This window comes from Vibrio sp. PNB23_22_6 (assembly GCF_052877535.1).
Genome location: NZ_JBNFXP010000008.1, coordinates 157392 through 170761 on the forward strand (window position 1 = coordinate 157392; position 13370 = coordinate 170761).

Here is a 13370-nt window from a genome sequence, read left to right on the forward strand (position 1 = left end):
GCTACTCCTTATATGCTGATGGCTGATGAGCCGATTGAATAGCAGAGATGACCGCTTGTGCTTTGCCACGTGTTTCATCCGCTTCTGCCTGAGGATCAGAATCGAACACCACACCTGCACCCGCTTGAACTTGAGCAATGCCGTTTTCCACGTACGCGGAGCGGATCACGATACAAGTATCTAAGGTGCCTTCACCGGTTAGGTAACCCACCGCACCGCCATAACTGCCGCGACGAGCACCTTCTACATCACGAATCAATTGCATTGCGCGAATTTTCGGTGCACCTGTTAGGGTTCCCATGTTCATACATGCTTGGTACGCGTGCAGTGCGTCTAGGTCTTCACGTAGTTGGCCAACCACGCGTGAGACTAAGTGCATCACATGGCTGTAGCGGTCCACTTTAAGTAGGTCTGCCACGTGGCGAGTGCCTGCTTGTGCGATGCGTGCAACGTCGTTGCGCGCGAGATCAACCAGCATCATGTGTTCTGCGTTTTCTTTCATGTCAGTACGCAGTTCAAGTTCGATGCGGCTATCTAGGTCGAAATCGATTTCACCATTCGCCCGTTTTCCACGCCGACGAGTGCCAGCAATTGGATAGATTTCAACTTGGTTGGTGTAGGTTTCGTACTTAAGTGCACTTTCTGGTGATGCTCCAAACAAAGTGAATAACTCATCTTGCATGTAGAACATGTAAGGGCTTGGGTTGCTTTGCTTAAGCTCTTTGTATGCTGCTAGTGGAGAAGGGCAAGGCAGAGTGAATCGACGCGAAGGTACGACTTGGAAAACATCACCTTTCACCACGTACTCTTTTAGGTCACGTACGATTTGACAGAAGTCTAGATCCGCAATATTAGGCTGAGCTTGAACATTCTCAAGTTGCGTCGCACTTGGTAGCAGTTTCGGAGCAATGCATAGCGTACTGATTTCTTCAATCCTCGCTTCGAGTGCTGATTTTTGAGAATTGTCCACAAACAAGGTTGCTTGTAAGTGACAAGATTCCGTTTGATGGTCAACGACTAACAGAGTTTCAGCAACGTAGAAAACGTAATCTGGGCATTGGTTTGTTGCTTCTGCATGACCAAGTGGTTCGAAGTTGGCGACTAAGTCGTAGGCAAACAAACCGCCAAGGAAAATCGCGTTTTTGTCTTGTTCAGAGATATCGAAGCTGTGTTGCACCAAACGAAGTGCATCGAATGACGACGCTTCACGAAGGCGAGAGTCTTCATCAAGCGTGTCACACGGTTGAGTGAATTTGAGGGTTAGTATCTTGCCATCGAATTCACTGGTCACGTCACCACGCACGTTGTGGCTTAGATGCGTAAGTAGGTTTTTGCCGTTACCTGTCAGGGCTTGCATGTTCACTGTGTGACCGTAGCAAACGATGCGCACTGCTGAGTCGACAATCAAAAGCGATTTAAGATCCTGCTTTGAGTCAATTTCAGCTGATTCCAGCAATAAGCTGTCCGTTTTGTTCTCGCATAAGGTGTGGAACAAGCGAGTCGGATCTTGAGTATAAGGGACGGAAGCCGATAGTACATTAAGCTGTCCAAGCTTTTGAATTTCAATGGTCTTATTCACAAGACCTCCTTATAACTGTTTACATCATCCTTTAACACATACTCACATAAAGCTGACTGACACCCAATCAAATCTTGTGCGGATTGAAAGGATAAAGTGACGAATGTGAGATAGACGACAAAATAAAAAAGCCCGCTGAAGTAGCGGGCTTTGTGACATGCGTTTTTCTACACTAGAAGTACACGTTGGCCCACCAAGAACTTGTCCAAGTGCGCCACCAAGCAAGATCAGTCGGATTCATCTGATTAGGATGTTCCAAAACTTTCGCTTTCTGCTTGTGGTTAAATTCTTGTAACATAGTGAGCCTTACATTAGGTACTTAGTATTTTCGTACTAGTTAACTAGTGCACGGTTGGAAAGTCAACCCCAAAACAGGATTAAAACGACAAAAAAAGATGAGAATTGATTTACATAGCCACACTACTGCATCCGATGGTCGATTTGAACCGCAAGATCTGGTGGATAGGGCCCTGAGTTTTGATATCGAGGTTTTGGCGATCACGGATCATGATACGGTTGATGGCTTAGCTCCGGCCAAGCAATACGTTGAAGATAACCACCTCCCGATCACCATTATTAATGGTATCGAGATTTCGACCGTTTGGCAGAACAAAGATATCCATATCGTTGGTTTGAATATTGATCCTGAAAACGCGGCTTTGAATGCTCTTATCCAGCAGCAGAAACAGCATCGCGTTAGCCGTTCACAATTGATCGCAGATCGTTTACAAAAAGCTACGCGTGAAGGGGTGCTAGAAGAAGTTCAGCAAATTGCAGGAGATGCGCCAATCACACGTGCGCACTTTGCTAAGTGGCTGGTTGAGAATGGTTACGCCAAAAATATGCAAATGGTGTTTAAAAAATTTCTAACGCGTAATAACCCGGGGTATGTTCCACCAAATTGGTGTTCGATGAAAGACGCCGTTGATGCGATTCATGCTGCTGGGGGACAAGCCGTGCTCGCTCATCCTGGGCGTTATCAGCTAACGGCTAAATGGGTGAAACGAGTGTTAACTGCGTTTGTTGAAGCGGGCGGCGATGCGATGGAAGTGGCGCAACCTCAACAAGCGCAACAAGAAAGGCGCAACTTGGCTGATTATGCTATACAATACAAACTATTAGCTTCTCAAGGCAGCGACTTTCACTATCCGTCACCGTGGATGGAATTGGGAAGAAACCTCTGGTTACCCGCGGGCGTAGAACCAGTTTGGAAAGATTGGGGAATTGACCCTTCGTTCGATGTCAACCAAGACGACGAAGTCGAGACTCCATAATATAGAGCCGAGAGGCTCGATAATGAGGAATTACAATGAGCCAGTTTTTTTACGTTCATCCAGAAAACCCACAGGCTCGCTTGATCAATCAAGCAGTAGCAATCATTCGTAGCGGCGGTGTGGTCGTTTACCCAACGGATTCGGGTTACGCGTTAGGCTGTCAATTGGAGAACAAACAGGCGTTAGAACGTATCTGTCAAATCCGTCGATTAGATGACAAGCACAATTTTACTTTACTGTGCCGTGATTTGTCGGAAATTTCTCTGTATGCACGTGTCGACAACTCTGCATTCCGACTACTAAAAAATAATACGCCAGGGCCTTACACCTTTATCTTCAAAGGTACAAAAGAAGTACCGCGTCGTTTGATGAATGCAAAACGTAAGACGATCGGTATTCGTGTTCCAGATAACCGAATTGCATTGGACCTGCTTGAAGCCTTAGGTGAGCCAATGATGTCGACATCGCTAATCCTTCCTGGTAGCGATGTGACAGAGTCGGATCCAGAAGAGATCCGCGATAAACTTGAGCATGCCGTAGACGTTATTCTCAATGGTGGTTACCTTGGCGAGCAGCCGACTACCGTTATCGATTTCAGTGATGATGAACCAGTGGTAGTTCGTGTTGGCTCTGGTGATCCAGCGGCGTTTGAATAAAGTCGAAATGCCCATCAATAGCAAAGGAGGCCACGGAGCCTCCTTTTTGTTTTTTGCTTTTAGGGCGATTGGTTAGCTTAAGATGCATGCTCCGCACTAAATGAGCTTTGCTACGCAACTATTCATGTTATGAGTGATTGGCGAGCATTATAAAGAAAACGATTAACGTATTATGATGCTTTATACGAGGAAAGGAGGGCGAGATTTGAGACGATTTTGTTTACTTTAAATTGGAGAATCTCGTATAATGACCGACCGAAAAAATCCCACTAACGTGGGTATATTGCATAGTGAAGGCCAATTTTGGTCTCGACGTCTGTGAAGACGACACATAGGTAGATAAATGAGCGAAAAGTTACAAAAAGTATTAGCACGTGCAGGCCACGGTTCTCGTCGTGAGATTGAATCGTTGATCAAATCTGGCCGCGTTAGCGTGAACGGCATGGTAGCTAAACTTGGTGAAAGACTAGAGGATGAGAACAGCGTAGTTCGTATCGATGGTCACGTTGTGTCTGCGAAGGCGCAAGAAGAAGTGATCTGTCGCGTATTGGCATACTACAAGCCAGAAGGTGAACTATGTACTCGTCACGACCCTGAAGGTCGTCGCACAGTTTTCGATCGTCTGCCAAAAATTCGTGGCTCTCGTTGGATCTCTGTAGGTCGTCTTGATGCAAACACATCAGGCCTGCTGCTGTTCACGACAGATGGTGAGTTGGCAAACCGCCTAATGCACCCAAGCCGTCAGGTTGAGCGTGAATACCTTGTTCGTGTTTTCGGCGAAGTGACAGAACAGAAAGTAAAAAATCTTGTTCGAGGCGTTGAGCTAGAAGACGGTATGGCTCGATTCGAAGATGTTGTATATGCGGGTGGTGAAGGTATGAACCACACGTTTTATGTCGCTATCAATGAAGGTCGTAACCGTGAAGTTCGTCGTCTATGGGAATCGCAAGATACGACAGTAAGCCGCCTTAAGCGTGTACGTTACGGTGATATTTATCTGGATAAGAAACTGCCTCGCGGTGGTTGGATGGAACTTGATCTTAAAGAAGTTAACTACCTACGTGAATTGGTAGAACTCCGTCCAGAGAAAGAAACGATGATTGATCTTGACAAAGACAACACATCACGCAAGCGCGAACGTGCGCGTAGCCAGAAAATTCGTCGTGCGGTTAAGCGTCACGAAGAGCGCGTTAATACACCTAAAGGTCGCAGCAACAACCCTTCTCGTCGTAAGCCGAAGAAGAACGCAGGTGACCAAGGCGCACGTAATAAACATCGTTAATCGATAGCAAAAAATCAGAAAGGCTTGCCCCATTGGCAAGCCTTTTTCTTAGCTGTCGTTCAGAGCTCTCGGGTTATCGTGTTTTCCATCACGCGTAACTTACAGACATAAAAAAAACACCAGCGCGAGGCTGGTATTTTTAATTATGATGAGGAAAACGTTAGTCACGTTTCCAAAGCATATGGCAGAACTTATGTTCTGGGTCTCGACTGATTAGCATACGAGCAAAAACGTCATCAAGTACGTCATTTTCCTCGTTTACTAGGCCGATTCGAACTTCTGCATACACTTCTTTGTCGACTTCGAAGCCAACATGTTCAACCCAGTCATCACCAGTTTCAACAAGTTCTGCGGCACCGCGATCATCAAATTGAGCAGTAAACAGAATGACATCAGCAGGCTCAAGATTGTCTGGAGCCATCTCAAGGAAGATGTCGTACGCAGCGTCGATAACGTCGTCGTAAGAAATCAATTCTGACATGCTTATGCTCGGCTCATGTATTTACGTTCAGCCGTGTTGATAATCACACGGTCACCTGTCGCGATGTATTCTGGAACTTGGATAACAAGGCCAGATGCAAAACGAGCTGGTTTACTACGCGCAGATGCAGAGGCACCTTTGATTGACGGGTCAGTTTCTTCAATCACTAGCTCAACAGAAGATGGCAGTTCGATACCAACAGCAGAGCCGTTGATTAAGATAAGGTGAATACCTTGAGTATCTTCATTGATGAACAGAAGCTCATCTTCAATTTCGTTGTGCTTGAATGTGTATTGTGAGTAGTCTTCGTTATCCATGAAGATGTGCTCATCGCCGTCTGCGTATGAGTACACAACTGCACGTTTGTTCATTTCTACCGTTTCAACCACATCATCAGACTTGTAACGCTCTTCTACGCGAGCACCAGTGTTTAGATCTGTACAACGCATTTTGTAGATTTTAGCGCCGCCACGACCACCAGGAGTCGTTACTTCGATGTCTTTAACTAGAAGAGTTTTACCATTAGACTCGATTGCGAAGCCTTTTTTGATTTCACTTGCCTTTGGCATTGTATTTTCCTATTTACACTTATTAAGCAAAACTTTGTGATTATAGCGCCAAGTTGCTTTTCTGGCATCAAAATTCATCGTTGTTGTTTTGTCATGATAAAACACCTTAATAGGCTTGAATCGAAACCATGGCTGATGGATTATATTGACCATTGTCCGCTTAAATTTAGAGCTGCGTTTCTATCAATGTCTCTCCTTGTAATCGACCCAACACAACCTTTTCAACCTGAATTTGAACCGTTGATCCGAGATGTCCTGATGTGCCTTAAAGGTGGCTTAGGGGCTAACCTTCATAGCGTTTACATCTATGGCAGTGTGGCGCGAAAAAGCGCCATCGTAGGAAAGTCGAACCTTGATATGGTGCTGGTCACGAAGTCGACATTTGAAAGCAATCGCGCCACGTTATTAAATACCATCAAATGGCGTGCACAACAGGGACACCCTCAAGTGAAAGGGGTGTCGATTCGTACTGCTTTGGTGAATGAAGTTGCTAACCTTGACAGTATCTTTACTTGGGGCTTTATGCTGAAACATTGTTGCGTGTGTGTGTACGGTGATGACTTGGCGGACTGCTTTGGTGACTATGTCCCTAGTTGGGAGATCGCTAAGCACTGGAATATGGATGTAGAAGATTGGTTATCGGTATACCGAATCAAGATCGTTCAAGCACCAAGCATAGAAGAGCTAGTCAGTACCCAAATCGTGATTGCGAAGAAGCTGCTCAGAGCTTCTTATTCTCTGGTGATGTACCGTGACAAACGTTGGTTTGATGACCCAATGGAGTGCGGTGAAGTGTTTTTGAAATACCACCCAGAAAAACAACTCGAGATAGATCGTCTCGGCATTTTGCTTTCCGGACGCGCAATCCCAAAGCGCTCGGTGATTGGTTTGCTAGATAGCTTCGGTAACTGGTTAGTGCAGCAGTATCAGAAAACGGAATTTCGCATTGGTTAGCCGACAAGTTATTTGAGCCGCTTCTCTACTTTTATCAGCAAGAAGGTAAACTAGAACAATCCCATCTGAGGCGCTGATAACTGTTCAAAATCAGTACCAATGAACGGCAAAATCGCATCCGCCACAGGTTTCAACTGTTTATCTATGTAGTGTTGGTAATCGAGTGGGCTTCGGCAGTATTCATACGGCTCTGGTCCATTGACCGTAATGACATATTCGACTCTCCCCCGGTTTTGATACTGCAAAGGTCGACCTAGCTTGGCATTGATCTCATCTGCCAAGCGTGCGGCTCGGACTTGAGGGGGGATATTCTTTTGGTACTCATGCAGTTTGCGACGAAGCCGCTTTTGATACACCAACTGCGCGTTGAATTCGCCATTACTGGTTTTCTCGACCATTGTACGTACATAGTCACTGGGATCTTCGCCATGGAAGATCATTTTATATAAGGTGTTTTGGAAATTCTGTGCTAGTGGTGTCCAGTCGGTACGTGCACTTTCAAGACCCTTAAAGACGATACGCTCTTGTTCACCTTCACCAATTAATCCAGCATAGCGTTTTTTCGAACCGGTTTCGGCCCCTCGAATAGTAGGCATCAAGAATTTTCGATAATGGGTTTCGTATTCGATTTCGAGAATCGAGTTGAGATTGTATTCGCGGCGCAGGTATTCGTTCCACCAATGGTTGATGTGCTCGACCAGCTCATTGCCGATTTTGTCGGCTTCGGCCTGGCTGTAGGTGCCATTAAGAGAGACAAAAGTCGAGTCTGTATCACCATAGATAACTTGGTAACCTTGTGCTTCAATTAGCACTTTGGTTTGCTTCATGATCTCATGTCCGCGCATGGTGATACTGGAAGCCAATCGAGTATCAAAAAAGCGACAACCAGAAGACCCTAACACGCCATAGAACGAGTTCATGATGATTTTTATGGCTTGTGAGAAGGCTTTTTCATTGTTCTTTTTTGCTACATCACGTGCCGCCCAGAGATTTTCGATCATCTTGGGTAAGAAGTGTTTAGTTCGATGAAACTGACCGCCTCGAAAGCCGGGAACAGATTGATTATCGAGCTTGCCAATTTCTTGTTGTAAGCCTTCAATTAACCCCAGAGGGTCGATTAAAAAAGAGCGGATAATCGAAGGGTATAGGCTCTTAAAGTCCAACACTAATACTGAGTCGTACAGATTTGGGATGGAGTCCATCACGTAACCACCAGGGCTGGCAATCCAGTTTTCTGGATGCAAGTTTGGTGCGACGTAACCTGCACGATGGATCTGTGGTAGATACAGGTTGGTAAATGCTGCCACAGAGCCCCCGACGCGATCCATTTCCACCCCCGTCAGTCGTGAGCGTTCAATCGCAAAGTCAAGTAGGTGAGTGTGGGCGAAGATTTTGTTAACCAATACACAATCTTGTAGGTTGTACTTGGCAAGAGAAGGCTTATCGCAGCGGTACATGCGATTGATTTCGTCCATGCGGTCATGGACGTTGTGGATTTCTTTTCCTTCTCCTAATAGCTCTTGAGAAACCGACTCTAATGACCAAGACCGAAAGTGATAGGTTGCTGTCTTTAAAGTATCGATGCCGTCGAGAACGACACGCCCGGGAATAGAAATGAAACCTTGTTGGTTTTGCGCTGAGCTACGGAAAAAGCTTGCTTGATCGGCTCGGCCTAATACCAATTTCATACTGTGCCATTCGGCGCGCCTATGCAGTAAGCGAAAGTCAAAGTCGATCACGTTCCAACCTACAATCACATCTGGGTCGAACTGTTTGAACCAAGAAATTAATGTTTCGAGTAACGCTTTTTCATCTTTTACCCACTGAATTGGTGTGTCAGCGGGTTCCGGTTCGCCAATCATGATCACGCGCGAGTCAATTGGACTGTCTAAACCAATCGAGTACAGAATGCCTTTTTCTGAGCATTCTAGATCGAGAGAGACCACATGCAGGTTCGGTTCGTACTCGCCACTGCGGCATTTGGCATTTTGAATGCGTTGAAAGCCATTGAGCGATCGTTGGTTACCTGTAAATTCGATACTTCCTTTGATGAAGCGCTCCATCAAGTATCGGTCTGCTAAGCGCACATCACCTTCAAAATGCACAATATCATTTTGGTTAAGTAAGTCTTGCAGCGCAAAGGCGTCTTTACTGGTCGGGGTATAACAAGCGGCAAGCGGTGTGAGTTCAAAGTTTTTGAGCGCTAGCGGGCGAACTTCAGCCATGATTGAGTTTGCCAGTGCGAGTCTTTTGGTGTGCTCGATGTGTTCTTGTGCGACAAAGAAAACCGGTTTTTCTCCTTGAATCAGTAGTTGAGTCGGCCCACTCTCCGTTGAAAGCCACAGTTCAATCTGAGTTTGGCCTTTGATGTCTCGAGCTTGTCGAGTGAGGAGGAACCCTTGTTGGATGTTCAAAGAGAGAAACCTTATAAATCGCAGCGGGCGTCTATTTTACCACTATGTACAGTAAAGGGCATCGGTAATGCGCGTGTACCTCGGCTTAAGCTAAACTTTAGTACCATTAGGATTTTGTTGTTTTTATTGTGCTCATGAAGTAGCCATTTAAACCGAGGATTGTGTTTTGCTGGGCAATCTGAAGCTTAGTTTCTTGATTTATAGCCGTTTATGTTGTTAATTAAGGCGATAATTAAAGTTGGTTCTGCATACCGCTCCTTCAGGTAATTGAGTGGTCTATGAATAAGTTCTTGCTAAAGTTTGCGTTTCAGCACATATTCAGAGAAAGCAATTTTTTGTCTAATACGTTAGTATATAGATACTCATACTGATATCCACATTTAACCATTGTTATGTGGGTGCAGAGCCAATACAAGTGTGGAGATACAAGTTTGATTAATGTTTTCCTTGTAGATGATCACGAGCTGGTTCGCACAGGGATACGACGTATTATTGAAGACGTCCGTGGAATGAACGTAGCAGGAGAAGCTGACAGCGGTGAAGAAGCAGTAAAATGGTGTCGAAGCAATCATGCCGATGTCGTTTTGATGGATATGAACATGCCAGGCATTGGCGGTTTAGAAGCCACAAAGAAAGTTCTTCGCGTGAATCCTGATGTAAAAATCATCGTTTTAACTGTTCATACGGAAAATCCGTTTCCAACGAAAGTGATGCAGGCAGGGGCTTCTGGTTATCTTACCAAAGGTGCAGGTCCTGACGAAATGGTGAATGCAATTCGTGTGGTTAATAGTGGGCAGCGTTACATCTCCCCAGAGATTGCGCAGCAGATGGCGCTGAGTCAATTCTCACCAGCCTCAGAAAACCCATTTAAAGACCTTTCTGAACGTGAACTGCAGATCATGATGATGATCACCAAAGGCCAGAAAGTAACGGATATTTCTGAACAACTGAATTTAAGTCCAAAAACAGTTAACAGTTACCGCTACCGCCTGTTTAGTAAGTTGGACATTAATGGCGATGTTGAGTTAACACACTTAGCGATTCGCCACGGAATGTTGGACGCCGAGACTCTTTAGTGTGAATCTTTCTTTCGATTCGGCTTCCTTTCTCAAAACAGTAACTCATCAGCCCGGCGTTTATCGAATGTATAACGCCGAGGCGGTGGTTATTTATGTTGGCAAAGCCAAAGATCTTCAAAAGCGCCTCTCGAGCTACTTCCGCAAAAAAGTGGACAGTGAGAAAACGCGCGCCCTCGTCAGTAATATTGCTAAAATTGATGTCACGGTGACCCACACCGAAACGGAAGCGCTCATTTTAGAGCACAACTACATTAAGCAATATCTCCCCAAATACAACGTACTTTTACGTGACGACAAATCCTATCCATATATTTTTATTAGTGGTCATAAACATCCGCGATTGTCTATGCATCGTGGGGCAAAAAAGCGTAAAGGGGAATATTTTGGACCGTATCCAGACTCGGGCGCAGTGCGTGAAACGTTACACCTTTTGCAAAAGATTTTTCCGGTCCGTCAGTGTGAGGATACGGTGTATTCAAATCGAACTCGACCATGTTTGATGTATCAAATTGGCCGTTGTTCCGGACCGTGTGTCAGCACCATTATTTCGGATCAAGAGTATGCCGAGGTGGTGGGTTTTGTTCGTTTGTTTCTGCAAGGAAAAGATAAGCAAGTTCTCGAACAACTGATTAAAAAGATGGAAAACGCAAGCCAGCAACTTCGATTTGAGGATGCTGCTAAGTTTCGAGATCAGATTCAAGCGATCCGACGCGTGCAAGAGCAGCAGTACGTATCGGAAGACAGTATGGATGATATGGATGTCTTAGGCTTTGCCCAAGAGAAGGGCGTGGCTTGTATTCATATTTTGATGATTCGCCAGGGCAAAGTGCTTGGTAGCCGTAGCCATTTTCCTAAGATTCCACACAATACCAGCCAGCAAGAAGTGTTCGATAGTTTCCTAACTCAATACTATTTGAGCCACAATGAAATGCGTACCATTCCTACTCGTATCATTTTGAATCAAGACTTAGGTGAAAATATCGCGCCAATACAACAGGCGCTGAGCGATGTAGCAGGGCGCAAGGTGCATTTCCATACATCACCTTCAGGTTCTCGTGGTCGTTACCTTAAACTCTCTAATACTAACGCTCTGACAGCAATCACGACTAAGATTAATCACAAGATGACGATTAACCAGCGCTTTAAAGCGTTACGGGAAGTGCTGGGTGTGGAATCTATCAGTCGTATGGAATGTTTCGATATCTCGCACACCATGGGTGAAAGTACCATCGCCTCTTGTGTGGTTTTCAACAGCGAAGGCCCGGTTAAACAGGAGTACCGTCGTTATAATATCACCGGCATTACCGGCGGTGACGATTATGCGGCTATGGGACAAGCACTGGAGCGTCGATACTCCAAGCAACTGGATGTGGAAAAAATTCCAGACATTATTTTCATTGATGGTGGTAAAGGGCAGTTGAACCGAGCACATGAGATCATCGCTAGACATTGGGGTGATTGGCCTAAGCGCCCAATTATGATTGGTATCGCCAAAGGTGTGACACGAAAGCCCGGTCTTGAAACCTTAATAACCGTAGATGGTGATGAGTTTAACTTGCCAAGCGATGCACCAGCACTACACCTCATTCAACACATCCGAGATGAGAGCCATAACCACGCCATTGCAGGCCACAGAGCCAAGCGAGGAAAAACGCGAAGAACCAGTGCGTTAGAAGAAATTGAAGGCGTAGGACCCAAACGTCGCCAAGCTTTGCTTAAATATATGGGGGGATTACAGGAGTTGAAGCGTGCAAGTGTCGAAGAAATCGCCAAAGTACCGGGAATTAGCCATTCTTTGGCAGAAATTATTTTTCAAGCATTGAAACAATAAGAAAAATCCCGCAACATTAACACGCAATGTGTAAGAGAATAATAAAATGCCTTTGAATATCCCGAACATTCTGTCTCTACTTAGACTGCTCTTAATCCCAGTTTTCGTGGTTGTCTTCTATCTACCTTACTCTTGGGCCCCGTTTACGGCAGCAATGGTCTTTTGGGTTGCGGGCTTTACCGATTGGTTAGATGGTATGTTAGCGCGCAAGTTAGGCCAAACCTCTCGCTTTGGTGCGTTTATTGATCCAGTTGCGGATAAGGTGCTTGTTGCGACGGCATTGATTCTAATCACCGAACATTATCATTCTATTTGGGTAACGATCCCCGCTGTGACCATGATTGCGCGTGAAATCATTATCTCCGCATTGCGTGAATGGATGGCTGAAATCGGTAAGCGTGCTAGTGTCGCGGTTTCTTGGGTCGGAAAAGTCAAAACCGTTTCACAAATGTTTGCACTTTGGGTTCTGATTTGGCGATACGATGATTGGATGGTTTGGCTAGGCTTTGGTGCACTGTACATCGCTACCTTCCTGACTTATTGGTCAATGGTACAATACTTAGCGGCGGCAAAAGACGATCTACTCAATGAAGAAAATCATTAATCAGAATTTTCAATAAACACTTATAGAAAGCAGGCTCATCACCTGCTTTTTTATTTTTTGACTTATTATCTGAGCTAGGGGTAAGCAAAGCCTATCAGGGTGACAACAGAGTAAACATCAGCGCATAACAGCTAGAGGATTGTAGGGGTACTTATCTCGAGTGGAGGTTAAGTAACAAATGTGAACTAAATCTAGTTTTAGGCAATTACAACGTTTATGCATGACCAAACTAGGGGTTGTGTATCGTTGGGCTGGCGGTGAATGCTATAGTTCAGGATGTTCGGTAGTTCAAAATTCATGATAAACAAGTGTATTTTGGTTTTTAACAGTATTAAAACTAAGCAATTTACCGTCTTTCGCATAATTTATAGTCAAACGATTCAAAAAATTAAAAATAGTGTTGACTCGTTCGTGTGAATCCGTAGAATGCACTCCGTACCCCAGAGAGCTTGGCTTGAAAGGGTGGTGAGTTAAGTTAACTTACTCACTACGAAGGCGCCTTGGCAGAGTGGCCATGCAGCGGATTGCAAATCCGTGGACCTCGGTTCGACTCCGGGAGGCGCCTCCATTTTGCGACACTAGCTCAGTTGGTAGAGCGCAACCTTGCCAAGGTTGAGGTCACGAGTTCGAACCTCGTGTGTCGCTCC

12 protein-coding genes, 2 tRNA genes and 1 other annotated feature are annotated in these 13370 nt (G+C 45.2%); of the genes, 9 read left to right on the forward strand and 5 right to left on the reverse strand.

Annotation, left to right across the window (positions count from 1 at the left end):
• Position 1 precedes the first annotated feature (1 nt).
• The gene (locus ACVA54_RS09135; protein ID WP_099080992.1) at positions 2-1579 is read right to left on the reverse strand and encodes an anthranilate synthase component 1; all 1578 of its coding nucleotides are present in this window, start codon (positions 1577-1579) and stop codon (positions 2-4) included.
• A gap of 122 nt (positions 1580-1701) precedes the next feature.
• Positions 1702-1805: a sequence feature (Trp leader region), on the reverse strand.
• Positions 1752-1877, reverse strand: coding sequence for a Trp operon leader peptide (locus tag ACVA54_RS09140; protein WP_099080993.1), 126 nt, complete (start codon positions 1875-1877; stop codon positions 1752-1754). It overlaps the preceding feature by 54 nt.
• A gap of 97 nt (positions 1878-1974) precedes the next feature.
• Between ACVA54_RS09140 and rnm the strand changes: the two genes are divergently transcribed.
• The 3 genes from rnm (at position 1975) to rluB (ending at position 4791) form a co-directional block, all read left to right on the forward strand.
• A complete protein-coding gene (rnm, locus tag ACVA54_RS09145; RefSeq protein ID WP_099080994.1) occupies positions 1975-2853 on the forward strand; it encodes an RNase RNM in 879 nt (292 codons plus the stop codon).
• A gap of 35 nt (positions 2854-2888) precedes the next feature.
• A complete protein-coding gene (locus ACVA54_RS09150) occupies positions 2889-3509 on the forward strand; it encodes an L-threonylcarbamoyladenylate synthase (protein WP_099080995.1) in 621 nt (206 codons plus the stop codon).
• 343 nt (positions 3510-3852) lie between these two features.
• Positions 3853-4791 (forward strand): 23S rRNA pseudouridine(2605) synthase RluB, encoded by a 939-nt coding sequence (rluB, locus tag ACVA54_RS09155; RefSeq protein WP_099080996.1) that lies wholly within the window; start codon positions 3853-3855, stop codon positions 4789-4791.
• Between the two features lie 160 nt (positions 4792-4951).
• On the opposite strand, the gene ACVA54_RS09160 is transcribed toward rluB, so the two are convergent.
• Complete coding sequence (locus tag ACVA54_RS09160; RefSeq protein ID WP_099080997.1) at positions 4952-5272, reverse strand: HI1450 family dsDNA-mimic protein; 321 nt, start codon at positions 5270-5272, stop codon at positions 4952-4954.
• Between the two features lie 2 nt (positions 5273-5274).
• The gene (gene efpL, locus ACVA54_RS09165) at positions 5275-5841 is read right to left on the reverse strand and encodes an elongation factor P-like protein EfpL (protein WP_099080998.1); all 567 of its coding nucleotides are present in this window, start codon (positions 5839-5841) and stop codon (positions 5275-5277) included.
• A gap of 186 nt (positions 5842-6027) precedes the next feature.
• On the opposite strand from efpL, the gene ACVA54_RS09170 reads away from it, so the two are divergent.
• The gene (locus ACVA54_RS09170) at positions 6028-6795 is read left to right on the forward strand and encodes a nucleotidyltransferase (protein ID WP_099080999.1); all 768 of its coding nucleotides are present in this window, start codon (positions 6028-6030) and stop codon (positions 6793-6795) included.
• A 50-nt stretch (positions 6796-6845) separates the two neighbouring features.
• Here the strand turns inward: ACVA54_RS09170 and ACVA54_RS09175 are convergent, their stop codons facing one another.
• On the reverse strand, positions 6846-9209 hold the full coding sequence (locus ACVA54_RS09175) for a DNA polymerase II (protein WP_119463583.1): 2364 nt from the start codon (positions 9207-9209) through the stop codon (positions 6846-6848).
• Positions 9210-9640: 431 nt separating this feature from the next.
• Here ACVA54_RS09175 and uvrY point away from each other — a divergent pair, with 431 nt between their 5' ends.
• The 5 genes from uvrY (at position 9641) to ACVA54_RS09200 (ending at position 13368) form a co-directional block, all read left to right on the forward strand.
• Entirely contained in the window at positions 9641-10285 is a 645-nt protein-coding gene (gene uvrY, locus ACVA54_RS09180; protein WP_099081005.1) for a UvrY/SirA/GacA family response regulator transcription factor, read from the forward strand.
• A 1-nt stretch (position 10286) separates the two neighbouring features.
• The gene (gene uvrC / locus ACVA54_RS09185) at positions 10287-12119 is read left to right on the forward strand and encodes an excinuclease ABC subunit UvrC (RefSeq protein WP_446649543.1); all 1833 of its coding nucleotides are present in this window, start codon (positions 10287-10289) and stop codon (positions 12117-12119) included.
• A 46-nt stretch (positions 12120-12165) separates the two neighbouring features.
• Complete coding sequence (gene pgsA, locus ACVA54_RS09190) at positions 12166-12723, forward strand: CDP-diacylglycerol--glycerol-3-phosphate 3-phosphatidyltransferase (RefSeq protein WP_099081002.1); 558 nt, start codon at positions 12166-12168, stop codon at positions 12721-12723.
• A gap of 494 nt (positions 12724-13217) precedes the next feature.
• Positions 13218-13291, forward strand: a tRNA-Cys gene (locus ACVA54_RS09195).
• Between the two features lie 4 nt (positions 13292-13295).
• Positions 13296-13368, forward strand: a tRNA-Gly gene (locus tag ACVA54_RS09200).
• The last annotated feature ends 2 nt before the right edge of the window (positions 13369-13370 follow it).

Bases quoted from the DNA above. Each gene is read 5' to 3' on its own strand.
- ACVA54_RS09140 (WP_099080993.1), bottom strand. From the start codon at position 1,877: ATGTTACAAGAATTTAACCACAAGCAGAAAGCGAAAGTTTTGGAACAT.
- rnm (WP_099080994.1), top strand. From the start codon at position 1,975: ATGAGAATTGATTTACATAGCCACACTACTGCATCCGATGGTCGATTT.
- ACVA54_RS09150 (WP_099080995.1), top strand. From the start codon at position 2,889: ATGAGCCAGTTTTTTTACGTTCATCCAGAAAACCCACAGGCTCGCTTG.
- rluB (WP_099080996.1), top strand. From the start codon at position 3,853: ATGAGCGAAAAGTTACAAAAAGTATTAGCACGTGCAGGCCACGGTTCT.
- ACVA54_RS09160 (WP_099080997.1), bottom strand. From the start codon at position 5,272: ATGTCAGAATTGATTTCTTACGACGACGTTATCGACGCTGCGTACGAC.
- efpL (WP_099080998.1), bottom strand. From the start codon at position 5,841: ATGCCAAAGGCAAGTGAAATCAAAAAAGGCTTCGCAATCGAGTCTAAT.
- ACVA54_RS09170 (WP_099080999.1), top strand. From the start codon at position 6,028: ATGTCTCTCCTTGTAATCGACCCAACACAACCTTTTCAACCTGAATTT.
- pgsA (WP_099081002.1), top strand. From the start codon at position 12,166: ATGCCTTTGAATATCCCGAACATTCTGTCTCTACTTAGACTGCTCTTA.